Annotated in this window: 18 protein-coding genes; 9 read left to right on the top strand and 9 right to left on the bottom strand. The window is 60.4% G+C overall.

Annotated elements, in window-relative coordinates; translation table 11 throughout:
• Positions 1-97: 97 nt before the first annotated feature.
• Both GPL81_RS02430 and GPL81_RS02435 read left to right on the top strand, forming a co-directional pair.
• Complete coding sequence (locus tag GPL81_RS02430; protein ID WP_160105051.1) at positions 98-778, top strand: heavy metal response regulator transcription factor; 681 nt, start codon at positions 98-100, stop codon at positions 776-778.
• On the top strand, positions 778-2,127 hold the full coding sequence (locus tag GPL81_RS02435; protein ID WP_160105052.1) for a heavy metal sensor histidine kinase: 1,350 nt from the start codon (positions 778-780) through the stop codon (positions 2,125-2,127). Before GPL81_RS02430 ends, GPL81_RS02435 begins: the two co-directional genes overlap by 1 nt.
• 123 nt (positions 2,128-2,250) lie before the next feature.
• Here GPL81_RS02435 and GPL81_RS02440 read toward each other — a convergent pair whose 3' ends face one another.
• The 3 genes from GPL81_RS02440 to GPL81_RS02450 all read right to left on the bottom strand — a co-directional run bounded on the left by GPL81_RS02440 (position 2,251) and on the right by GPL81_RS02450 (position 5,500).
• On the bottom strand, positions 2,251-3,495 hold the full coding sequence (locus tag GPL81_RS02440; protein WP_096512637.1) for a lipoprotein-releasing ABC transporter permease subunit: 1,245 nt from the start codon (positions 3,493-3,495) through the stop codon (positions 2,251-2,253).
• A gap of 63 nt (positions 3,496-3,558) precedes the next feature.
• Positions 3,559-4,242, bottom strand: coding sequence for a lipoprotein-releasing ABC transporter ATP-binding protein LolD (gene lolD / locus GPL81_RS02445; RefSeq protein WP_178122554.1), 684 nt, complete (start codon positions 4,240-4,242; stop codon positions 3,559-3,561).
• 7 nt (positions 4,243-4,249) lie between these two features.
• Positions 4,250-5,500, bottom strand: coding sequence for a lipoprotein-releasing ABC transporter permease subunit (locus GPL81_RS02450; protein WP_160105054.1), 1,251 nt, complete (start codon positions 5,498-5,500; stop codon positions 4,250-4,252).
• A gap of 94 nt (positions 5,501-5,594) precedes the next feature.
• Here GPL81_RS02450 and GPL81_RS02455 point away from each other — a divergent pair, with 94 nt between their 5' ends.
• The gene (locus GPL81_RS02455; protein WP_160105055.1) at positions 5,595-6,176 is read left to right on the top strand and encodes a PilZ domain-containing protein; all 582 of its coding nucleotides are present in this window, start codon (positions 5,595-5,597) and stop codon (positions 6,174-6,176) included.
• A 14-nt stretch (positions 6,177-6,190) separates the two neighbouring features.
• A complete protein-coding gene (locus GPL81_RS02460; RefSeq protein ID WP_096512641.1) occupies positions 6,191-6,913 on the top strand; it encodes a glycerophosphodiester phosphodiesterase in 723 nt (240 codons plus the stop codon).
• A 42-nt stretch (positions 6,914-6,955) separates the two neighbouring features.
• Here GPL81_RS02460 and sthA read toward each other — a convergent pair whose 3' ends face one another.
• Together sthA and GPL81_RS02470 are read right to left on the bottom strand one after the other, a co-directional pair.
• Positions 6,956-8,350, bottom strand: coding sequence for a Si-specific NAD(P)(+) transhydrogenase (gene sthA, locus GPL81_RS02465; RefSeq protein ID WP_007972111.1), 1,395 nt, complete (start codon positions 8,348-8,350; stop codon positions 6,956-6,958).
• 207 nt (positions 8,351-8,557) lie between these two features.
• On the bottom strand, positions 8,558-9,544 hold the full coding sequence (locus GPL81_RS02470; protein ID WP_160105056.1) for an FAD:protein FMN transferase: 987 nt from the start codon (positions 9,542-9,544) through the stop codon (positions 8,558-8,560).
• A gap of 361 nt (positions 9,545-9,905) precedes the next feature.
• Between GPL81_RS02470 and tcuC the strand changes: the two genes are divergently transcribed.
• On the top strand, positions 9,906-11,204 hold the full coding sequence (gene tcuC / locus GPL81_RS02475) for an MFS transporter (RefSeq protein WP_160105057.1): 1,299 nt from the start codon (positions 9,906-9,908) through the stop codon (positions 11,202-11,204).
• A 202-nt stretch (positions 11,205-11,406) separates the two neighbouring features.
• Positions 11,407-11,559, top strand: a complete 153-nt coding sequence (locus GPL81_RS02480) for a hypothetical protein (protein ID WP_160105058.1) — start codon at positions 11,407-11,409, stop codon at positions 11,557-11,559.
• Positions 11,560-11,727: 168 nt separating this feature from the next.
• Here the strand turns inward: GPL81_RS02480 and GPL81_RS02485 are convergent, their stop codons facing one another.
• The gene (locus GPL81_RS02485) at positions 11,728-13,191 is read right to left on the bottom strand and encodes a glyceraldehyde-3-phosphate dehydrogenase (protein ID WP_160105059.1); all 1,464 of its coding nucleotides are present in this window, start codon (positions 13,189-13,191) and stop codon (positions 11,728-11,730) included.
• Between the two features lie 362 nt (positions 13,192-13,553).
• On the opposite strand from GPL81_RS02485, the gene mfd reads away from it, so the two are divergent.
• Genes mfd through GPL81_RS02500 form a run of 3 tightly spaced genes read left to right on the top strand, consistent with a single transcriptional unit; the run spans position 13,554 to position 20,284 of the window.
• Positions 13,554-17,003 carry a transcription-repair coupling factor gene (mfd, locus tag GPL81_RS02490; RefSeq protein ID WP_160105060.1) on the top strand — a complete coding sequence of 1,150 codons (3,450 nt, stop codon included), beginning with the start codon at positions 13,554-13,556 and terminating at the stop codon, positions 17,001-17,003.
• 10 nt (positions 17,004-17,013) lie between these two features.
• Positions 17,014-17,580 carry a CsiV family protein gene (locus tag GPL81_RS02495; RefSeq protein ID WP_096512646.1) on the top strand — a complete coding sequence of 189 codons (567 nt, stop codon included), beginning with the start codon at positions 17,014-17,016 and terminating at the stop codon, positions 17,578-17,580.
• 10 nt (positions 17,581-17,590) lie between these two features.
• A complete protein-coding gene (locus tag GPL81_RS02500; RefSeq protein WP_160105061.1) occupies positions 17,591-20,284 on the top strand; it encodes a DEAD/DEAH box helicase in 2,694 nt (897 codons plus the stop codon).
• Between the two features lie 142 nt (positions 20,285-20,426).
• Here the strand turns inward: GPL81_RS02500 and GPL81_RS02505 are convergent, their stop codons facing one another.
• The 3 genes from GPL81_RS02505 to GPL81_RS02515 all read right to left on the bottom strand — a co-directional run bounded on the left by GPL81_RS02505 (position 20,427) and on the right by GPL81_RS02515 (position 23,053).
• The gene (locus GPL81_RS02505) at positions 20,427-21,164 is read right to left on the bottom strand and encodes an S-methyl-5'-thioinosine phosphorylase (RefSeq protein ID WP_096512648.1); all 738 of its coding nucleotides are present in this window, start codon (positions 21,162-21,164) and stop codon (positions 20,427-20,429) included.
• Between the two features lie 12 nt (positions 21,165-21,176).
• A complete protein-coding gene (gene nagZ / locus GPL81_RS02510) occupies positions 21,177-22,175 on the bottom strand; it encodes a beta-N-acetylhexosaminidase (RefSeq protein ID WP_178122558.1) in 999 nt (332 codons plus the stop codon).
• A 170-nt stretch (positions 22,176-22,345) separates the two neighbouring features.
• On the bottom strand, positions 22,346-23,053 hold the full coding sequence (locus GPL81_RS02515; RefSeq protein ID WP_160105063.1) for a TetR/AcrR family transcriptional regulator: 708 nt from the start codon (positions 23,051-23,053) through the stop codon (positions 22,346-22,348).
• Positions 23,054-23,198 lie beyond the last annotated feature (145 nt).

The following is a 23,198-nucleotide window of genomic DNA, read 5'->3' on the forward strand; positions in this document are numbered from 1 at the left end:
GTAACCTGACAGCCAGATTACAACTTTGTCAGGTTGGCCTGTACCGCCATCGCCCACGGTATAAAGCCTTCGTTCCATCAAGAAACCCGAGTCGCCCATGAAACTGCTGATCGTCGAAGACCAACCGAAAACTGGCCATTACCTGCGCCAGGGCCTGACCGAGGCCGGTTTCAATACCGAACTGGTGGCTGATGGCAGCACCGGCCAGCAATTGGCGTTGAGCGGCGAATATGCCCTGCTGATTCTCGATGTCATGCTACCCGGTCGCGATGGCTGGCAGATCCTGCAAGCGGTGCGCAGCGCGGGCCTGGACACGCCGGTACTGTTTCTGACCGCTCGTGACGCCGTGGAGGATCGGGTTCACGGCCTGGAACTCGGTGCCGACGACTACCTGGTCAAGCCCTTCGCCTTTTCCGAACTGCTGGCCCGGGTACGCAGCCTGTTGCGCCGCGGCAGCTCAGCGCCCCAGGAAACCAGCCTGCAACTGGCCGACCTGCGCCTGGACCTGATCCGCCGCCGAGTGGAGCGCAGCGGCCAACGCATCGATCTGACGGCCAAGGAATTCGCCCTGCTGGAAATGCTCCTGCGCCGCCAGGGTGAAGTACTGCCCAAATCGCTGATTGCCTCCCAGGTCTGGGACATGAATTTCGACAGTGACACCAATGTCATCGAAGTCGCTATCCGCCGTTTGCGCCTGAAAATCGACGATGAATTCCCCCGCAAATTGATCCACACCGTGCGCGGCATGGGTTACGTACTAGAAGAGCGCTGCGCCTGATGCAGCGGCTTTCGTTAAGCAGTCGCCTGGCACTGCTGTTTGCGGCGTGTACAGCGGTGGTGTCGCTGTTCGCCGGGGTCCTGTTCAGCCGCGCCAGCGAGGCACACTTCATTGAGCTCGATCAGCAACTGCTCGATGGCAAGTTGATTGGCCTGCGGCGGGCGTTGCACGACATTCAATCGCGCGACAGCGAAGTCAAATTGGCCGACGAGTTGAGCCGACAAGCCGATCTGTCGCTGCGTATTACTGGCAGCGATGGCCAGCGTTGGTACGACAGCTCGGCGAACCTGCCCGACACACTCCCGCAAAAGCCAGGCTTGTCGACGATCAACAACGACGGGGCCGATTACCGGGTGCTCAATGCCCCTCTGTTTACCGACAAGCCCGGCTCTCCACAATTGACCCTGCTGCTGGACATCACCCATCACCAGCATTTCCTGCAACGCATGCAGCACCTGATCTGGCTGACGGTAGGCTTGTCGGCCCTGGCCACCGCGCTGCTGGGAGCCTGGGCAGCCCGCAGTGGCTTGCGGCCATTGCGACGCATGAGCGCCGTGGCCAGCGGTGTTTCGGCGCAATCGCTCAATGCTCGCCTGCCAGAAGAAAACATGCCGCCGGAATTGGCGGAAATGGCCCACCACTTCAACGCCATGCTCGGACGCCTGGACGATTCCTTTCAGCGGTTGTCGGCGTTCTCCGCCGACATAGCCCATGAGTTGCGCACACCGCTGTCGAATCTGTTGACCCATACCCAAGTCACCCTCACCCGCCCGCGCCCCATCGAGGACTATCGCGAAGCACTGCACAGTAACCTCGAAGAACTGCAATGGATGGCGCAGTTGGTCAACGACATGCTTTATCTGGCGAAAGCCGACCACGGGCTGTTGATGCCCTCGCGCGAACCCTTGGAACTGGCCGAGGACGTGGACGTGCTGCTGGAGTTTTTTGCACCGTTGGCCGAAGACGCCCGGGTCACGCTTAGCCGCGAAGGCCTTGGACGCATGGAAGGTGACCGCAGCATGTTACGGCGGGCGCTGTCCAACCTGCTGGACAACGCGCTGCGCTTCACCTCGGCCGACGGTGAGATTTTGATCCGAATCGTCGATCAGCCCAAAGGCTTGCGCCTGACAGTCGAAAACAGCGGTGACGGGATTTCCGAGGATGTGCTGCCGCGCCTGTTTGACCGTTTCTACCGGGCAGATCCGGCGCGTCATGAAGGCAGCAGTGAGCATGCGGGGCTGGGATTGGCGATTACCCGGTCGATCATCCGGGCACATGGTGGGCAGATACGTTGTGAATCGGAGCAGGGGCGGACGCGGTTTGTGATCGAGTTACCAAAAGGAGACTGAGGCTGGCAGGGCCGGCCTCTTCGCGGGCAAGCCCGCTCCCACAATGACCGAGTTGAAACACTATTGTGTGAACGACTCATAATCCTGTGGGAGCTGGCTTGCCAGCGAAAACGGTCTATCTGTTTACGAATACCGCAGAGCGGTAGCCGGCTCGATTTTCGCCGCCCGCCAGGCAGGGTAGACGGTGGCCAGAAAGCTCATGATGAACCCCGCCGAACAGATCAACAGCACATCCCCGCCCTGCAGCTCGGACGGCAGGTTGCTGACGAAATACACATCGGAACTGAAGATGTGCTGCCCGCTGACCCGTTCGATCCAGCCGACCATCTCGCTGACGTTCAACGCAGCGATCACGCCCAACACACCACCAATCAAGGTGCCGACGATGCCGATCACGGTGCCCTGCACCATGAAAATCGCCATGATCTCCCGCGGCGTGGCGCCGATGGTGCGCAGGATCGCGATGTCCGCGCCCTTGTCGTTCACCACCATGATCAGGGTCGCGATGATGTTGAACGCTGCCACGGCGACGATCATCAGCAACAACAGGCCAATCATGGTTTTTTCCATCTTCATGGCGCTGAACAGGCTGCCCTGGGTGTGGGTCCAGTCGTCAGCCTTGTAGGCGGCGCCCAGTCCCGTGGCGATGTCGCTCGACACTTGTGGCGCAGCATACAAGTCCTTCACCGCCAGGCGCACGCTCTGCACCTGATTCGGCTCCCAGTGCTGCATCTGCGCGGCATCGGCCATGTGGATCAGCGCCATCGTGCCATCCAGTTCGGCGCCGACCTTGAACACGCCGACCACATTCAAGCGCTGCATGCGCGGGGTAATGCCGCCCGGTGCGTTGCTGACTTCCGGCACGATCAGGGTGATCTTGTCGCCGACGTTCAAACGAAAGCGGCGCGCCGTGATTTCGCCGATCACCACGCCAAACTCGCCCGGCTTCAAGGCATCCAGCCGCCCCTGGACGATGTGTTTGGCGACAATCGACACCTGGCCTTCCAGTGCCGGATCGACGCCGCTGACCTGGATCGGCTGCATCGTGCCTTTGTAGGACAGCATGCCTTCCATTTCAGTGAACGGCACGGCTGCCGTGACTTGCGGATTCTTCATCGCGGCTGCGGCAACCGGCTGCCAGTCGTCAATCGGGTTGACGCCGACGATGGTCGCGTGGGGCACCATGCCGAGGATGCGCGAGCTCATTTCGCGCTGGAATCCGTTCATCACCGACAGCACCACGATCATTGCCAGCACGCCCAGGGCGAGGCCGATCATCGAAGTCATCGAGATGAAGGAAACAAAGCGATTGCGGCGCTTGGCGCGGGTATAGCGCGTGCCGATAAAGATCGATAACGGTCTGAACATTCGCTGGGGCACCGTATAAAAATAAAAGACCCGACACCTTTTCAGGCATCGGGTTTCAGCCAATCAGATGGGAGTGAGGCAGCCTTCCTGCAGGTGCAGGACGCGATCCATCTGGCGGGCCAGGTTCATATCGTGAGTCACCACCAGGAACGCGGTGCGCATCGAAGTGCTGAGTTCCAGCATCAAATCCTGGATGCCTTCGGCGGTATGGGAGTCGAGGTTACCGGTGGGCTCGTCGAGCATCACCAGGCCCGGATTGTTCACCAGGGCACGGGCGATGGCCACGCGCTGGCGTTCACCACCGGACAGTTCCGCCGGTTTGTGCTCCAGGCGATGGCCCAGCCCTACCCGCTCCAGCAAGGCGGTTGCTCGCTTGCGAGCTTCCGGGATTGCGGTCTTGCCGATCAGCAGCGGCATGCAGACATTTTCCAGCGCCGTGAACTCGGGCAGCAAATGGTGAAACTGGTACACGAAGCCCAGGGCACGGTTACGCAGCAGGCCGCGCTTTTTCTCGCTCAGCGCCGAGAGTTCTTCCCCGTCGAGCCAGACGCTGCCCTTGCTCGGTGTATCGAGGCCGCCGAGCAAATTGAGCAGGGTACTTTTACCCGATCCCGACTTGCCGACAATCGCCACGCGCTCGCCCGGATGCAGCTCCAGCTGCAAATTAGCCAGGACCTCCACCGATTCCGGGCCTTCCTCGTAGGATTTGCCCAGGTTGCGGCAGCTCAAGATTGCTTTATCACTCATGCCCGACTCACTCATAACGTAGCGCCTCCGCAGGCTGGGTGCGCGCGGCACGCCAGGCTGGATACAGGGTGGCGAGGAAACTCAGGACCAACGCCGCGGAGCAGACCATCCATACGTCCTGGCCCTGCACCTGCGACGGCAGGTAATCGATGAAATACACGTCGGCGTTGAGGAACTTGTGCCCGATCAGGCCTTCAAGCGCCGAGATCGCGGCGCTGACATTCAGCGCGGCGAAGATTCCGACCACCGCGCCGATGGCCGTACCCACCACGCCGATGACCGTGCCCTGCACCATGAACGTACGCATGATCGTGCCCGGCGTGGCGCCGAGGGTGCGCAGGATCGCGATGTCGCCCTTCTTGTCGTTCACCACCATCACCAGCGTGGAAATGATGTTGAACGCGGCAACGGCGACGATCAGCAGCAACAACAGGCCGATCATGGCCTTTTCCATGCGGATCGCCTGGTACAGGTTGCCATGGGTGCGGGTCCAGTCACGGGCGTAGTAACGGTCTTCGCCCAGTTCCCGAGCGATACTCCACGCCGTGCGCGGCGCCTGGAACAGATCGTCGAACTTCAGGCGGATGCCCTGGACCTGATCCGGCTTCCAGCGATGCAGCCGCGCCAGATCCTGAAGATTGGTGATGCCCAGGTAGCCGTCGATCTCGCCGGCGCCGACATGGAAAATGCCGACTACGGTGAAGCGCTTCATGCGCGGGAACATCCCGGCCGGGGTCACGGTGACCTCCGGCGCCACGAATGTCAGCTTGTCGCCGACCGCCGCGCCGAGCTTGGCTGCCGCCTTGTCGCCGATGACGATGCCGAACTCGCCAGCCTTGAGGTCATCGAGCTGGCCCTGCTGCATGAAGTTATCGATGATCGACACCTGGCGCTCCAGCGCCGGGTCGATGGCATTGAGCAGGACTTTTGAGACTTTGCCGTTATTGGTCAGCAAACCCTGCATCTGGGTGAAGGGCGCCACGGCCGTCACCTGCGGGTTCTGCTTGACCTTCGCGGCGAGGTCTTGCCAATCGCTGATCGGCTCGCCAGCCTCGATGGTCGCGTGGGGCACCATGCCCAGCACGCGGGCACGCATCTCATGATCGAAGCCGTTCATGACCGACAGCACCACGATCATCACGACCACGCCAAGGGCGAGCCCGATCATCGACGTCAGGGAAATGAAGGACACAAAATGATTGCGACGCTTTGCACGGGTATAACGCGTGCCGATAAATACGAAGAGAGGTCTGAACATGTCGGGGCTTGTTCGGAGGGAAAAGGAACGTCCTTGTGGCGGGGGTCGATAACCAGCTTTACACTCAGACCACCGCCGCTACCATGGGTTCGCCATGTCGACATTAGATGAAGAAGATCGCCGCGAATACTACCGTATCGAGGACACGATCGCACTGGAAATTCGGCCCCTGTCCGCTCCCGAAGCCGCAGGTCAGGAAGTGTTGCAGGATGCTTCCCCACTCTTCAACCTGCTCAGCGAACTGCACCTGAGCGAATTCGAGTCGCAACACCTGCTGCGCCAGATCAGCGAGCGCGACCGCACCCTCTCGGCCTTTCTGAAATCCCAGAACAAACGCATCGATTTGCTCAGCCAGGTGATCGCACTCACCGTACTCGGGCAGATCGGCGAACCGCAGCCGGTGATCATTTCCGAAGGCGGCATCGACTTCCAGCACCCTGTCCCGATTGCCGCCGGCGCACGCCTGTCGGTCAAGCTTGTGCTAATGCCGCAAGCCCTGGGCCTGTTGCTGCGCGCCCGCGTCACCCATTGCGATCGCAAGGGCGATGGTTACGACGTCGGCACCGAGTTCGAACACCTGACCGATGCCCAGCGGCAACTGCTGGCCCGCTATATCTTGCAGAAGCAGGCCCAGGAACGACGCCAGGCCCGCGAACTACTCGAATCAGGCAATTAATTTAAGGAAGAACCGTGACCCTTATCTACGGCCACCGCGGCGCCAAGGGCGAAGCACCGGAAAATACCCTGACCAGTTTTCAGGAATGTCTCAAGCACGGCGTTCGCCGTTGCGAACTGGACCTGCACCTGTCCAGAGATGGCGAACTGATGGTCATCCACGATCCGACACTCAAGCGCACCACTGACCGTCGCGGCAAGGTCGTCGAACACACGGCAGCCGAACTTGTGACGTATGACGCACGCAAGGGTGGCCCGGGCTGGATCAAACCCTGCCCGATTCCGACGCTGGAAGAACTGTTCGAGAAATGCGACTTCGATCACTGGCAGCTGGAAGTCAAAAGCGCGTCACGGACGCGTGCCGCGACCACCGTGCTGGCGATTCGCGAAATGGTCCAGCGTCATGGCCTGATGGACAAGGTGACCATCACCTCGAGCTCCCGCGAAGTGCTCAAAGCCGCGCTGGAATTGGTGCCGGACGTGTCCCGTGGGCTGGTGGCCGAGTACGCCTGGCTCGACCCATTGAAGGTCGCGGCCAGCTATGGCTGTGAAATTCTGGCGCTGAACTGGACCCTGTGCACGCCGGAACGCCTGCAAAGGGCGCAGCGGCAAGGGCTGCATGTGTCGGTGTGGACCGTCAACGAGCCCGCGCTGATGCGCAGACTCGCCGACTTCGGCGTTGACAGCCTGATTACAGACTTTCCCGGTTTGGCCACCGCCACGCTCGAGAATTGCTGAAATCGGTCTCCCCGGCCGGCTCAGGCCACCGGCCGGAGCCGCTCAAAAAAGCCGGTTGAGGCCGTCGTACGCCGCGACCCGATAGGCTTCGGCCATGGTCGGGTAGTTAAACGTGGTGTTGACGAAGTACTTCAGAGTGTTCTGTTCACCCGGCTGGTTCATGATCGCCTGGCCGATGTGCACGATCTCCGACGCCTGATAGCCGAAGCAATGCACGCCCAGCACTTCCAGGGTCTCGCGGTGGAACAGGATCTTCAGCATGCCTTGCGGCTCGCCGGCGATCTGCGCACGCGCCATGCTCTTGAAGAACGCCTTGCCCACTTCGTACGGCACCTTCGCCTGGGTCAGCTCTTGCTCGTTCTTGCCGATCGAGCTGATCTCCGGAATGGTGTAGATGCCGGTCGGCACGTCATTGACGAAACGCCAGCTGCCGTTGTCGACGATACTGCCAGCGGCCGAACGCCCCTGGTCGTGGGCAGCACTGGCCAGGCTCGGCCAGCCGATCACGTCACCGGCACCGTAGATGTTCGGCACGCAGGTGCGGTAGGCCTCGTCGACTTCGATCTGGCCACGACTGTTGACCTTCACGCCGATGTTTTCCAGGCCCAACTGATCGGTGTTGCCGGTCCGGCCGTTGCACCAGAGCAAGGCGTCGGCCTTGATCTTCTTGCCGGACTTGAGGTGCAGGATCACGCCATTGTCCACGCCTTCGACGCGGTCGTATTCTTCGTTATGGCGAACCGTGATGTTGTTATTGCTGAAGTGGTAGCTCAGGGCCTGGGAAATTTCCGAGTCGAGGAAACTCAGCAACTGGCCACGGTTGTCCACCAGTTCCACCAGCACACCCAGGCCACTGAAGATCGATGCGTATTCGCAACCGATCACGCCGGCGCCGTAAACGATGAGTTTGCGCGGGGTGTGACCGAGGCTGAGGATGGTGTCGCTATCGTAGATACGCGGGTGATGGAAATCGATGTCGGCCGGACGATACGGACGCGAGCCGGTCGCGATGATGATGTGCTTGGCCACCAGTTTTTCGACCACGCCGTTGGCGCAAACCACTTCGATGGTTTGCTCGTCGGCGAAGCTGCCGGTGCCGAAAAATACGTCGACGCGGTTGCGGGCGTAGTAACCGGTGCGCGAAGCGACTTGTTTGGAGATGACTTTTTCAGCGCTTTTCAGCACGTCCGGAAACGAAAACCAGCGCGGCTCACCAATGGCCCGGAACATCGGGTTGGTGTTGAACTGCATGATCTGCCGGACCGAGTGACGCAGTGCCTTGGACGGGATGGTACCCAGGTGGGTGCAGTTGCCGCCGACCTGACGACGGCTATCGACCATCGCCACCTTGCGCCCTGCCTTGGCGGCGTTCATTGCCGCGCCTTCTCCCGCCGGGCCGGAACCCAACACCACCACGTCGTAGTTGTAGACAGCCATGCGTACTCCTCAGAACAGGCCGTGGCGCCATCGGCACCTGCGGCTAAATCACGCCGATCTGTGGCGTGAAGGAACAATTTGGGGCCAGTGCAGAACCCGGACACAGTCTATAGAAGCGTCAACGCCGCGCACATTAACCCTTGGTCGCGTCGTAGGCTACTTTTGCCTGCACTACAACGCCAGTTTTCAATGCTTGAATCGCCGCAATCACTCGGTTTTTTCGCCACTGAGGCGTGCAAAAGCGTGACTGGTGCGTGTGACGAAACCTGTATCGGCACGAATCACAAAAAATGCGCCTATATCGTGTTTTTCTGCGTAGTCCCATCCGCGCTCCGGGCCGAGAATCAGCAACAGCGTCGACAAGCCATCGGCCATCAACGCTGAAGGATGAATCACCGTGACGGACGCCAGCGCGTGCGCGACCGGCGCACCGGTACGGGCATCGAAGGTATGGGAATAACGCTGCCCACCCTGCTCGAAAAAATTTCGGTAGTCGCCGGATGTGGACAGGCCGTATCCGTCGACGGCAATGATGCGCTCGGCCACTTGTTGGTCGTCGCGAGGTTCTTCCAGGGCAATACGCCACGGCGAGCCATCGGGCTTCTTGCCGGCCGCCTTGAGCTCGCCAGTGGCTTCGGCGAGGTAGTTTTGAATGCCCAGTGCTTCAAGCCTTGCAGCGATCCTGTCGACCGCGTAGCCGGCGGCGATGCTGTTGAAATCGACTTCGACGGCGGCGTCCTTGCACAGCTGATCGCCATCTATGCGCAAATGTGCGTGGCCCACCCGTTGGCGCACTTGTGCAAGCGCTTCGGCGGTCGGGACTTTTTCTTCGCGAGCCTGGGGGCCGAAGCCCCAGAGATCGAGCAGCGGTTCCACCGTCAAATCGTAGGAACCTTCACTTTGCTCTGACAGCTGTTCACCGACGCGGACCAATTCGAGGATCGGCGCGGGCATGTTCTGACAACGGTTGGCGGGTAATTGGTTAAAGCGTGCGATATCGGAGTCGCTGCGGTAGGTGGACATCTGCTGGTCGACTTCAGCCAGGATTTTTTCGACGTCGACCTGAACTTGTGCGGGAGCCGGAAGACCCGCGTGACGTACGAATTTGACTGAATAGGTGCTGCCCATGGTCGGGCCGCCGAAGGTTTCCAGGGAGTCGCCATTACCGCAGCCTGACAGGATGCCCATCAGCATTACTATTCCAGCCAGTCGCCAGCTCAACAAATCCACCTCCATCGCCACCCTGACACAACGCCAAGGCCCGCCATTATGCACAACCTGTAGGAGCCGGCTTGCCGGCGAAAGCGGCGCGTCAGACGCCATCACGATTGATGCACGCCGCCTTCGCCAGCAAGCCGGCTCCTACAGGGTTCTAATTCCGTACCGTGAAATGGCAAAAACGTTTAAGCAGCAAGCTAACTAGTTGTTGCCTATCTATCTCTCCACACATATTGTTACAAACTGTTGCCAAGGATACCTGACGTCCCGAGCGACAAAGAGGGACGCGTCTAAATCAAGGATTTCCGACAAGACAGCTAAAAGCGAGTACGTTCAAATGTCCTCCAATACGGGCAAAGGCAAAGCGATTTTTCGCGTTGTCAGCGGTAACTTTCTCGAAATGTTCGACTTCATGGTCTACGGCTTTTACGCCACGGCCATCGCCAAAACCTTCTTCCCCGCCGACAGCGCTTTCGCTTCCTTGATGTTGTCGCTGGCCACCTTCGGTGCCGGTTTCCTGATGCGCCCGCTGGGAGCGATTTTTCTTGGGGCCTACATTGACCGCCACGGCCGTCGCCAAGGGCTGATCATCACCCTGGCCCTGATGGCTGCCGGCACAGTGTTGATTGCGTGCGTGCCCGGTTACGCCACCCTCGGCGTTGCCGCTCCACTGATTGTGCTATTCGGTCGCCTGCTGCAAGGCTTCTCGGCGGGTGTGGAGCTCGGCGGCGTGTCGGTGTATCTGGCGGAGATCTCCACACCGGGCCGCAAGGGTTTCTTCGTCAGTTGGCAGTCCGCCAGCCAGCAGGCAGCCGTGGTGTTCGCCGGGTTGCTGGGCGTGGGCTTGAACCATTGGCTGAGTCCGGAGCAAATGGGTGAATGGGGCTGGCGCGTGCCGTTCCTGATTGGCTGCATGATCGTGCCGGTGATCTTCGTGATTCGTCGCTCTCTGGAAGAAACGCCTGAATTCCAGGCACGTAAACATCGCCCCACCCTGCAGGATATTGTCCGTTCGATCGGTCAGAACTTCGGCATCGTCATCGCCGGCATGGCATTGGTGGTGATGACCACGGTGTCGTTCTACCTGATCACCGCCTACACCCCGACTTTCGGCAAAGCGGAACTGCACTTATCGGACATGGATGCGCTGCTGGTAACAGTGTGTATCGGGCTATCGAATTTCTTCTGGCTGCCGGTGATGGGTTCGGTGTCCGACAAAATCGGGCGCAAACCCCTGCTGCTGGCGGCGACCATCCTGGCGATCCTCACGGCGTATCCGGCGCTGTCGTGGCTGGTGGCGAACCCGAGCTTCAGCCATCTGCTGATCGTCGAGTTGTGGCTGTCGTTCCTTTACGGCTCGTATAACGGCGCCATGGTCGTGGCCCTGACCGAAATCATGCCGGTGGAAGTGCGTACGACCGGTTTCTCCCTGGCTTACAGCCTGGCGACGGCGACCTTTGGCGGTTTCACACCGGCGGCCTGTACTTATCTGATTCATGTGCTGGATAACAAAGCGGCACCGGGGATCTGGCTGAGTGTGGCGGCGGTGCTGGGGTTGATTGCGACGCTGGTGTTGTTCCGCGGTAACAAGCATGAGCTGCGGACGGCGAAGGCAGCGGTAGCAGGCGGCGCCTGATAGATCGCCATCGCGGGCAAGCCTTGCTCCCACAAGGGCAGCGCAATACCTGTGGGAGCAAGGCTTGCCCGCGAAGAGGCCGGTCCAGGCAACACACCTGCAATTGACACACCGCACAAACAAAAACGCCCCGACCAAAGTCGGGGCGTTTTCATGTGCAGCTAAGGCTTAGCGCGGGAATGCTGGCGGGTTTACACCGGCCATGTCTTCCATCACGCGAACCACCTGGCAGCTAGCACCGGGGATCTGGCTGAGTGCGGCGGCGGTGTTGGGGTTGATTGCGACGCTGGTATTGTTCCGTGGCAACAAGCATGAGCTGCGGACGGCGAAGGCAGCGGTAGCAGGCGGCGCCTGATAAATCGCCATCGCAGGCAAGCCTTGCTCCCACAAGGGCAGCGCAATATCTGTGGGAGCAAGGCTTGCCCGCGAAGAGGCCGGTCCAGGCAACACACCTGCAATTGACACACCGCACAAACAAAAACGCCCCGACCAAAGTCGGGGCGTTTTCATGTGCAGCTAAGGCTTAGCGCGGGAATGCTGGCGGGTTTACACCGGCCATGTCTTCCATCACGCGAACCACTTGGCAGCTGTAACCGAACTCGTTGTCGTACCAGACGTACAGAACAACACGGTTATCCTGGGTGATGGTCGCTTCAGCATCCACGACGCCGGCGTGACGCGAGCCAACGAAGTCGGTGGAAACCACTTCCTGGGAGCTGACGTAGTCGATCTGCTTGTGCAGATCCGAGTGCATGGCCATCTGGCGCAGGTACTCGTTGATCTCTTCGCGAGTGGTGGCCTTTTCCAGGTTCAGGTTCAGGATAGCCATCGACACGTTCGGCGTCGGTACGCGAATCGCGTTGCCGGTCAGCTTGCCCTTGAGCACTGGCAGCGCCTTGGCGGCTGCGGTGGCGGCACCGGTCTCGGTGATCACCATGTTCAGTGGCGCGGCGCGGCCACGACGGCTGCCCTTGTGGAAGTTGTCGATCAGGTTCTGGTCGTTGGTGAACGAGTGAACGGTTTCGACGTGGCCATTGACGATGCCGAACTTGTCATTGACAGCCTTGAGCACCGGCACGATGGCGTTGGTGGTGCAGGAAGCCGCCGAGATGATCTTGTCGTCAGGGCTGATGTCGCCGTGGTTGATGCCGTGAACGATGTTCTTCAGCGCGCCCTTGCCAGGTGCGGTGAGGATCACGCGGGCAGCGCCCGGGCAGGCCAGGTGCTGGCCCAGGCCGTCAGCGTCACGCCATACACCGGTGTTGTCGACGATCAGGGCGTTTTCGATGCCGTACTGGGTGTAGTCGACTTCGCTCGGGCTCTTGGCGTAGATCACCTGGATCAGGTTGCCGTTGGCGCTAATGGTGTTGTTGGCTTCATCGATGGTGATGGTGCCATCGAACGGACCATGGACCGAGTCACGGCGCAGCAGGCTGGCACGTTTGACCAGATCATTCTCGGCGCCCTTGCGGACGACGATGGCGCGCAGGCGCAGGCCGTCGCCACCACCGGTTTTCTCGATCAGGATGCGCGCCAGCAGACGGCCGATGCGACCGAAGCCGTACAGGACAACGTCGGTGCCTTTGCGGGCGGAAGCGTTTTGCTGGCCAACCACGTCGGCCATTTCTTCACGGACGAACTGCTCGGCAGTACGGCCATTGCCTTCGGCCTTGAATTTGGCCGCCAGCTTGCCCAGGTCTACCGAGGCGGCGCCGAGCTTGAGCTCGCTCATCGCCTTGAGCAGCGGGAACGTTTCGTGGACGGAGAGTTCGGTTTCGTCGGTCTGGCGATGACGGGCAAAGCGGTGCGCTTTGAGGATCGAAATCACCGAGCGGTTGATCAGGCTGCGGCCATAGATCGAGCTCACCACGTTGTTATTGCGGTAGAGCTGACCGATAAGCGGAATCATCGCTTCTGCGAGTGCTTCACGGTCGATCCATTCACCAAGACACTGGTCGGGCTTCTGAGTCACGGGAACCTTCCACATGTAGGGGCAGAAAAAAGGGGCTACATTATGCCGCTCCGCGCCTCACGTAGCAATGCGCGCTTGTCGCACTGCCCGTAACAAAATCCTGTTCAAAAAAATTACGCTTCGCTGAAGCCCAATGAAACCGGGGCTTCCAGCGTCGTCAATTTTTTGGGGACAGCGCTGCCTTGTCCGTAACCATCCGTAACACCGCCTCATTTTGCCACTACATATTCACTAATTTCCGTTAAAAAACGGCCCGATTTTGTCATTACCACTACATTTCGCCTCACCCGCGTATTAGACACATCTGCAACTGACAGCCGGCACCCTGGACCGCTACAATTACCGACTTTGTCGCAACGCTTGGAGCTCGACCTTCCGTGCCCGTTCTGCGTCTACCGCATCTCCCTGCCGCGGCAGGTAAACAGCATTGGGGCAACCTGCCCGGTGCGTCCCTGAGCCTGGCCATCGCCGAGGCCGCCAGCGCTGCCAAGCGCTTTACCCTGCTGCTGACCGCCGACAGCCAAAGTGCCGAACGGCTGGAACAGGAGCTGAGCTTCTTCGCCCCGGATTTGCCTGTGCTGCATTTCCCGGACTGGGAAACCCTGCCCTACGATCTGTTTTCACCGCACCAGGACATTATTTCCCAGCGCATCTCGGCACTTTATAGATTGCCGGAGCTGAGTCACGGCGTGCTGGTGGTGCCGATCACCACCGCCCTGCACCGCCTGGCACCGACCAAATTCCTGCTCGGCAGCAGCCTGGTGCTGGATGTCGGCCAGAAGCTCGACGTCGAGCAGATGCGCACCCGGCTCGAGGCCACCGGTTATCGCTATGTCGATACCGTGTACGAGCATGGCGAATTCACCGTGCGCGGCTCGCTGATCGACTTGTTCCCGATGGGCAGCAAGTTGCCTTATCGCATCGACCTGTTCGATGACGAAATCGAAACCCTGCGCACCTTCGACCCGGAGAACCAGCGTTCCATCGACAAGGTCGACTCGGTCAAGCTGTTGCCCGCGAAAGAATTCCCGCTGCAAAAAGAAGCCGTGACCCGCTTCAAGGCACGGTTTCGCGAACGCTTCGATGTCGACTTCCGTCGCTGCCCGATCTTCCAGGACTTGAGCAGCGGAATTACCCCGGCCGGTATCGAGTACTACCTGCCGCTGTTCTTCGAGGAAACTTCGACGCTGTTCGATTACCTGCCCCAGGACACCCAGGTGTTCTCGTTGCCGGGCATCGAGCAGGCCGCGGAGAACTTCTGGAACGATGTACGCAATCGCTATGAAGAGCGCCGTGTCGATCCATCACGTCCTTTATTACCACCCACCGAATTGTTTTTGCCGGTGGAAGACTGCTTCGCACGCCTGAAAAACTGGCCTCGTGTAGTGGCCAGCCAACAGGACGTGGAAACCGGTGCCGGCCGTGAGCGTTTCCCCGCGCGCGAACTGCCGAACCTGGCCATCGAAGCCAAGGCCACCCAGCCATTGGCGGCGCTCTCGGGTTTCCTCGACGAATTCCCCGGGCGCGTGTTGTTCACCGCCGAATCCGCGGGTCGGCGCGAAGTGCTGCTGGAGTTGCTGGAACGCCTGAAACTGCGGCCGAAGACCGTCGATAGCTGGCCGGATTTCGTCGCTGGCAAGGACCGTCTGGCGATCACCATCGCGCCGCTGGATGAAGGCTTGCTGCTAGATGATCCGGCCCTGGCACTGGTTGCCGAAAGCCCGCTGTTCGGTCAGCGCGTCATGCAACGCCGTCGTCGCGAAAAACGCGCCGACGCCAACAACGACGCCGTTATCAAGAACCTCACCGAGCTGCGCGAAGGCGCGCCAGTGGTGCATATCGATCACGGTGTCGGCCGCTACCTCGGCCTGGCGACGCTGGAAATCGATAACCAGGCCGCCGAGTTTCTCGCCCTAGAATACGCCGAGGGCGCCAAGCTCTATGTGCCGGTGGCCAACCTGCATTTGATCGCACGCTACACCGGCAGTGACGATGCACTGGCCCCGCTGCACCGCCTCGGCTCCGAAACCTGGCAGAAAGCCAAGCGCAAGGCGGCCGAACAGGTGCGCGACGTCGCGGCGGAGCTGCTCGACATCTACGCCCGCCGTGCTGCCCGCGAAGGCTACGCCTTTGCCGATCCGAAAGCCGACTACGCCACCTTCAGCGCCGGTTTCCCGTTCGAAGAAACCCCCGACCAACAGACCACCATCGAAGCCGTGCGCGAAGACATGCTCGCGCCCAAGCCGATGGATCGCCTGGTGTGCGGCGACGTCGGTTTCGGCAAGACAGAAGTGGCCATGCGTGCCGCGTTCATCGCCGTACACGGCGGTCGTCAGGTGGCCATTCTGGTGCCGACCACCCTGCTCGCCCAGCAACACTACAACAGCTTCCGCGACCGCTTTGCCGACTGGCCGGTGACTGTGGAAGTGATGAGCCGCTTCAAGTCGGCCAAGGAAGTGAACGCGGCGGTCGCGGATCTGGCCGAAGGCAAGATCGACATCGTCATCGGCACCCACAAGCTGCTGCAGGACGATGTGAAAATCAAAAACCTGGGCCTGGTGATCATCGACGAAGAGCACCGTTTCGGTGTGCGCCAGAAAGAACAGTTGAAGGCCCTGCGCAGCGAAGTCGACATCCTTACCCTGACCGCCACGCCGATTCCGCGCACGCTGAACATGGCGGTGTCGGGCATGCGCGACCTGTCGATCATTGCCACGCCACCGGCCCGACGCCTGTCCGTGCGGACCTTCGTCATGGAACAGAACAAAAGCACGGTCAAGGAAGCCCTGCTCCGTGAACTGTTGCGTGGCGGCCAGGTTTACTACCTGCACAACGACGTGAAAACCATCGAGAAATGCGCCGCCGACCTCGCCGAACTGGTGCCGGAAGCGCGGATCGGCATCGGCCACGGGCAGATGCGCGAACGCGAACTTGAGCAGGTGATGAGCGACTTCTACCACAAGCGTTTCAACGTACTGATCGCCTCGACCATCATCGAGACCGGCATTGACGTGCCAAGCGCCAACACCATCATCATCGAGCGTGCCGACAAGTTCGGCCTGGCGCAGCTGCACCAGTTGCGCGGCCGGGTCGGGCGCAGTCACCACCAGGCTTACGCCTACCTGCTGACGCCGCCGCGCCAGCAAATCACCCCGGACGCCGAAAAGCGCCTGGAAGCGATCGCCAATACCCAGGACCTCGGCGCAGGCTTCGTGCTCGCCACCAACGACCTGGAAATCCGTGGCGCCGGCGAACTGCTCGGCGATGGGCAGAGCGGGCAGATCCAGGCCGTCGGTTTCACGCTGTACATGGAAATGCTCGAGCGCGCCGTGAAATCGATCCGCAAGGGCGAACAGCCGAACCTCGATCAACCGCTGGGCGGCGGCCCGGAAGTCAACTTGCGTGTACCGGCGTTGATTCCCGAAGACTATCTGCCGGACGTCCACGCACGCCTGATTCTCTACAAGCGCATCGCCTCGGCCACGGACGAGGAAGGCCTCAAGGATCTGCAAGTGGAAATGATCGACCGTTTCGGCCTGCTACCCGAGCCGACCAAGAACCTGATGCGCATCACCGCCCTGAAATTGCAGGCCGAGTTGCTGGGCATCAAGAAAGTCGACGGCGGCCCGCAAGGCGGCCGGGTCGAGTTCGCGACGCAAACCCCGGTCGACCCGCTGACCCTGATCAAGCTGATCCAGAGCCAGCCCAAACGTTACAAATTCGAAGGCGCCACGATGTTCAAGTTCATGGTCCCGATGGAGCGCCCGGAAGAGCGCTTTAATACTGTAGAGGCGCTGTTCGAGCGCCTCATCCCGAAAACTGCTTGAAGGACGCCGCATGCGCCTGTTTCGCTCACTGACCCTGCTGATAACGCTGGTCGCACCTTCGGTGTTTGCCGATGATCTGTATCAGATTGAAATGATTCTGGTGCGGCAGAATGCCGTGCCGGCAATTGTCACCCGTGCCGCGCCGGAAGACTGGGACGCCGGCGCCCAACGCATCAACCCCGACAGCCTGCGCTCGCCGAGCCTCAACGGCGAGGTGGAAAAACTCACTGCCAGCAATCAATACGAGGTGTTGCTGCACAAGACCTGGCAACAGACCCTTGGCGAGGAAGCCACCAAAGTCGCGATCAGCGACGGCAAGGAACAATTCGGACAGTTCCCGATCGAGGGCACGCTGAACATGAAACTGGGGCGTTTCACCGACGTCGACGCCGACTTCTGGGTCAACCAGATCAACACCGATGGCCTGGTCACTGCCAGTGAACGCCTGAAGACCGAAAGCCATACCAAAAACGGGCAGCTGAACTTCCTCGATGCCGGTCATCTCGGCCTGCTGATCAAGATCACCTCGCTGACAGCCCCCGCGCCTCGGCCAGTCCCCGAAGAAATTCCGGACTGATTGATCCCCTATGTCCGCGACCCTGAGCAAACCCCTGGCACCTTCCTGGGTCAGCCGATTCAAGGAACAGAGCCTGGAGCGTGGCCGCCGCTACGCGCTGGAGAATCGCGTGAGGATCGTCGAGGCCGGCGATGCAACGATCATAGCGGCGTGCGAGGGTTCTGGCGGTAACGTTTACCGTCAGACCATTCGCTTGCGAGAGTCAGCCAAAGGCACTTTGCTGATGATCGACGCCACATGCTCCTGCCCGGTCCACAGCAACTGCAAACACTGCGCAGCGGTATTGCTGCAGGTGCAGGAAACCCTCGACTACCCCGCCGCCGCCAAAGACGCCGAGTTACTTGAAAAACTCCAGGCCGTGCTGGAAAACCGTAGCCCTAAAGCCTTGCCGCAATTGCTGGTGGACAATGTCCAACCGGTTCCGCGCCTGTGGCTGGCGAGCATCGAGTTCAGTGCCTTCGAACCGCGCAATGGCCGGATGCAGCGCTACATCCAGCACCGCGCCGCGCTGTCCTTCAGTTATCTGGATGAATACGTTTCCGGGCAGAAAAATGCCGACATCCTGATTCGCCAGGAAACACAGACACTGCGGATAAAACGCCATCCGGAAGTGGAGCAGTCCTACCGGGAACAGCTACGGATTCTCGGCTTCAAAGTCGCCACCCGACAAAGCAAGGCCTTGCCAGAAAGCGCCGGCGAACTGTTCGAGATGGTCAACGACAGCGCCTGGCTGACCTTCACCCTCAATGAACTGCCGAAGCTGCGTACCCAGGGCTGGGAGTTGCAGATCAACGAAGATTTTGGCTTCGACCTGACCGCGGTGGACGACTGGTACGCTACGGTCGAACAGGCACCGGAGCGTGACTGGTTCGACCTGGAACTTGGGATCATCGTCAACGGCGAACGTCTGAGCCTGCTGCCGATCCTGCTGAACCTGATGCGCTCGCACACCGAAATCCTCAACCCCGAACGCCTGGCCCGACGTCGCGACGACGAACTGATCCTGGTGAATATCCCCCATCGACCGAACTCCGAGCACGGCCCCTTGCAAGTCGCCCTGCCCTTCGGCCGCTTGAAGCCCGTGCTGGCGACCCTCGGCGAGTTCTACCTGCAAGAGCCCGGTGAAACCACATTACGCCTGAGCAAGGCCGACGCCACACGCCTGAACCCGCTCGAAGACCTGCCTCTCCTCTGGGAAGGTGGTGAGCAGATACGCACCTTTGCCCAGCGCCTGCGCGACATCAAGGACTACACCGCCAGCGTGCCGGAAGGCTTAAACGCAACACTGCGCCCCTATCAGCTGGAAGGCTTGAGCTGGATGCAGTCACTGCGGCAACTGGAGGTCGGCGGGATTCTCGCGGACGACATGGGCCTGGGTAAAACCCTGCAAACCCTCGCGCATGTTCTCAGTGAGAAAAACGCCGGACGTCTTGATCGTCCCTGCATGGTGGTGATGCCGACCAGCCTGATCCCGAACTGGCTCGACGAAGCCGCCCACTTCACGCCGCAACTCAAAGTGCTGGCGCTGTACGGCGCCAGTCGCAAAAAGCATTTTGAAAACCTGACTGATTACGACCTGATCCTGACCACCTACGCATTGCTGCCCAAGGATGTCGACCGCCTCGCAGCACAGCCGCTGCACGTGCTGGTACTGGATGAAGCGCAATACATCAAGAATCCGAACAGCAAGGCCGCACAGGCCGCTCGCGAGCTGAACGCCCGACAGCGTTTGTGCCTGAGTGGCACGCCGCTGGAAAACCACTTGGGCGAGTTGTGGTCACTGTTCCACTTCCTCTTGCCAGGCTGGCTCGGCGATGTGAAAAGCTTCAACCGCGATTACCGCGTACCCATTGAAAAGCGCACCAGCGAAGTAAGACTTCAGCACCTCAACGGTCGGATCAAACCCTTCCTGTTGCGCCGGACCAAGGAACAGGTCGCCACCGAGCTGCCACCGAAAACCGAAATCATTCATTGGGTCGAACTCAACGAGGCGCAGCGTGATGTGTACGAAACCATGCGCCTGGCCATGGACAAGAAAGTCCGCGACGAGATCACCCGCAAGGGCGTGGCCCGCAGCCAGATCATCATCCTTGAGGCGCTGCTGAAACTGCGTCAGGTGTGCTGCGATTTGCGCCTGGTCAACGATGCCGCCCTGCCGGCTCGCGGCAGCACCTCGGGCAAGCTCGATAGCCTGATGGAAATGCTCGAAGAGTTGTTCGAAGAAGGCCGGCGAATTTTGCTGTTCTCGCAATTCACTTCAATGCTGTTGTTGATTGAGGACGAACTGAACAAGCGCGGTGTGGCTTACGCGCTGCTGACCGGACAAACCCGCGACCGGCGCGCACCTGTGAAGGACTTCCAGAGCGGCAAACGTCAGATCTTTCTGATCAGCCTGAAGGCAGGTGGCGTTGGCTTGAACCTGACGGAAGCAGACACCGTGATTCACTACGACCCTTGGTGGAACCCGGCAACGGAAAATCAGGCAACCGACCGCGCCTATCGCATCGGCCAGGAAAAACCGGTGTTCGTCTACAAGCTGATCGCGCGAGGCACGGTGGAAGAGAAAATCCAGCACCTGCAGAAAGAAAAATCCGACCTCGCGGCCGGCGTACTGGATGGGCGTCAGGCCGGGGACTGGAAACTGCAGAGCGATGACATCGAGGCGTTGTTTGCGCCGTTGCCGGATAAATTGGAGAAGCGTTGAAAATTGCGTTGCCAGACAGATCGCCATCGCGGGCAAGCCTTGCTCCCACAGGTTTTGAGTCGATCACTCAGTATGTGATCAACATTAAACCTGTGGGAGCAAGGCTTGCCCGCGATGGGGTCAACCAGATCTAAAGCCTGGCTCAGCCTTTCAGCACCCGCGCCAACGTCGACTTCACCTTGCCCATCCCGTCATGCAACGCCTGTTCGATCTCGGCCATGGTAATCACTGCCGTCGACTTGCCCGCCGCCGGATTCACCACCAGCGCCAGGCAGGCATAATCCAGTTCCAGCTCACGGGCCAGGGCCGCTTCCGGCATCCCGGTCATCCCAACGATGTCGCAACCGTCACGCTCCAGGCGTGCGATTTCGGCCACTGTTTCCAACCGTGGGCCCTGGGTGCAGGCATACACGCCATGGCTGCTGTAGCCAACGCCTTCAGCCGCCAGCGCTGCAATCAACTGCTGACGCAGCGGTTCGCTGTACGGGTAGCTGAAATCGATGTGCGTGACCTGCTCCAGGTCATCGGCAAAATAGGTGTGCTGGCGACCGCTGGTGTAGTCAATCAATTGATGCGGCACGCAGAAATGTCCGGTACCCATCGCGGCATGAATCCCCCCCACGGCATTGACCGCGAGAATCGCCTCGGCCCCGGCCTGCTTCAGTGCCCAGAGATTGGCGCGATAGTTCACCTGATGTGGTGGGAACCGGTGCGGATGACCGTGACGGGCGAGGAACAGCACTTCCTTGCCAGCATACTCGCCGATCTGGACCTCGGCCGAAGGCGTGCCATAAGGGGTGTCGACCGCCAGTGACTGACGAATGCTCAGGCCTTCAAGCTGAGTCAGGCCGGTACCACCGATAATCGCGTAAACCGTCATAACGAACCGTCCTTAATCAATCAATTGAGCGCCTTTGAGCGCGCCGACAGCTGCCAGCCAGCGCGGATCCTGACGGTAGTCGGTGCGCGCATGCGACTGACCACGCATCCGCGCGATACGCGGTGACGGCTTGACCTTCATGCGTTGCGCGGCGCTCAGGGCCAGCTCGGCGGCCGCACGATCGTTGCACACCAGGCCCATGTCGCAACCGGCGGTCAGCGCCGCTTCAATGCGGCTGGCGGCATCGCCCACCACATGAGCGCCAGCCATGGACAGGTCATCGCTGAAAATCACGCCATCGAACTGCAGTTCGCCACGCAGGATGTCCTGCAGCCAGCGGCGGGAGAAGCCGGCGGGCTGGGCATCGACCTGCGGATAGATCACATGGGCCGGCATGACGGCGGCCAGTTGCTTGCTCAATCTGGCGAACGGCACCAGGTCATTGGCACGGATTTCTTCGAGGCTGCGTTCGTCGTTCGGGATCGCCACATGGGAATCCGCCTCGGCCCAGCCGTGACCAGGGAAGTGTTTGCCGGTGGCGGCCATGCCGGCGCTGTTCATGCCACGGATGAATGCACCGGCCAGCAGTGCTGCACGCTCCGGATCACCCTCGAATGAACGGGTGCCGACCACAGCGCTACGCTGATAATCGAGATCCAGTACCGGAGCGAAGCTCAGATCCAGGCCAACGGCCAATACTTCGGTGGCCATGATCCAGCCACACTGCTCGGCCAGGTATTCGGCGTTCGGGTTGTCGGCAATCGCACGCATCGCGGGCAGCCGTACAAAGCCCTGACGCAGACGCTGAACCCGCCCGCCCTCCTGATCCACCGCCAATAGCAGATCGGGACGAATGGCGCGAATCGCGGCGCTCAACTCCCGGACCTGACGCGGGTGTTCGATGTTGCGGGCAAAAATGATCAGGCCGCCCACTTCGGGTTGGCGCAACAGTTGGCGATCTTCGGCCGTCAGCCAGGTACCGGCGACGTCCACCATCAACGAGCCTTGCAGGCCAGCAGTCATAGAGATTCCTTGATAACGATGAATCCAGCCCGCACGAATTCGCCACCGAGGGCAATGCCCGGCAGGTCGGCGATATCAATGGGAAATGGATTCAGAACGAGAGTCGGCATGGGCGGCTAGCTTAACGGATGTCAGCTGCCGCGCCCACCCGTGCGCGGTCAAACCTTGGCGGCGACCGATGTCGACTTGCTGCGCGGACGCAATTGCGCGGTGGCCATGGCCGTGTCGGTGACGCCGGATTCGGCACGCATGCCGGCCGCGAGGAACGGCACCATCAGACGCATGACCTGCTCGATGGAGGTGTTTACCCCGAAGTCGGTTTCGGCGATTGCACGCAAGGCCTTGATGCCGGACATACTGAACGCAGCCGCTCCGAGCATGAAGTGCACGCGCCAGAACAGTTCGATGGGAGGGATGCGCGGCGCAGCTTCGTTGACCAGCATCATGTAGCGGCGGAACACCTTGCCGTACATGTCTTCCAGATAACGACGCAAATGCCCCTGACTCTGACTGAAGGCCAGGCCCAGCAAACGCATGAAGATCGAGAGATCATTGCCGCTGCGTGGCTGTACCACCAGGGCCTGTTCGACGAGGATTTCCAGCAGTTCTTCGAGCGTGGGCCTGATTTCAGGCTTGGCCTGGCGCCGCTCGAGCTCTTTATCGAGACTGAGGCAGAACGGCCCGAGAAAACGCGAAAAGACCGCTTGAATCAGCGCCTTTTTCGATCCGAAGTGATAGTTCACCGCTGCCAGATTGACACCGGCCTTGCTGGTGATCAGACGCAACGAGGTTTCAGCGAAACCTTTTTCCGCGAACAACTGCTCGGCAGCATCGAGAATGCGTTCAACGGTTTCCGACTGGGCCATGGCTACTCCGCCTGACAAACACTTGTTTGAAACATACGTTTCAGTCTGTGCATTGTCAAGTCTGGCAGTTCGTTTTGGGAATGGTCGGTCAGACATTTAACCATACAACCGCAAAGCTTCAATCAGCAGGCTGAAAGACCGTCCG

This window comes from Pseudomonas izuensis (assembly GCF_009861505.1).
Lineage (GTDB): Bacteria > Pseudomonadota > Gammaproteobacteria > Pseudomonadales > Pseudomonadaceae > Aquipseudomonas > Aquipseudomonas izuensis.

Coding starts and splice junctions, on each gene's coding strand:
- GPL81_RS02450 (WP_160105054.1), bottom strand. CDS start 5,500: ATGTTCAGACCTCTCTTCGTATTTATCGGCACGCGTTATACCCGTGCA.
- GPL81_RS02435 (WP_160105052.1), top strand. CDS start 778: ATGCAGCGGCTTTCGTTAAGCAGTCGCCTGGCACTGCTGTTTGCGGCG.
- GPL81_RS02500 (WP_160105061.1), top strand. CDS start 17,591: ATGTCCGCGACCCTGAGCAAACCCCTGGCACCTTCCTGGGTCAGCCGA.
- GPL81_RS02515 (WP_160105063.1), bottom strand. CDS start 23,053: ATGGCCCAGTCGGAAACCGTTGAACGCATTCTCGATGCTGCCGAGCAG.
- lolD (WP_178122554.1), bottom strand. CDS start 4,242: ATGAGTGATAAAGCAATCTTGAGCTGCCGCAACCTGGGCAAATCCTAC.
- GPL81_RS02480 (WP_160105058.1), top strand. CDS start 11,407: ATGTCTTCCATCACGCGAACCACCTGGCAGCTAGCACCGGGGATCTGG.
- GPL81_RS02485 (WP_160105059.1), bottom strand. CDS start 13,191: ATGTGGAAGGTTCCCGTGACTCAGAAGCCCGACCAGTGTCTTGGTGAA.
- GPL81_RS02505 (WP_096512648.1), bottom strand. CDS start 21,164: ATGACGGTTTACGCGATTATCGGTGGTACCGGCCTGACTCAGCTTGAA.
- GPL81_RS02430 (WP_160105051.1), top strand. CDS start 98: ATGAAACTGCTGATCGTCGAAGACCAACCGAAAACTGGCCATTACCTG.
- GPL81_RS02455 (WP_160105055.1), top strand. CDS start 5,595: ATGTCGACATTAGATGAAGAAGATCGCCGCGAATACTACCGTATCGAG.
- GPL81_RS02440 (WP_096512637.1), bottom strand. CDS start 3,495: ATGTTCAGACCGTTATCGATCTTTATCGGCACGCGCTATACCCGCGCC.
- GPL81_RS02495 (WP_096512646.1), top strand. CDS start 17,014: ATGCGCCTGTTTCGCTCACTGACCCTGCTGATAACGCTGGTCGCACCT.
- GPL81_RS02470 (WP_160105056.1), bottom strand. CDS start 9,544: ATGCTGATGGGCATCCTGTCAGGCTGCGGTAATGGCGACTCCCTGGAA.
- sthA (WP_007972111.1), bottom strand. CDS start 8,350: ATGGCTGTCTACAACTACGACGTGGTGGTGTTGGGTTCCGGCCCGGCG.
- tcuC (WP_160105057.1), top strand. CDS start 9,906: ATGTCCTCCAATACGGGCAAAGGCAAAGCGATTTTTCGCGTTGTCAGC.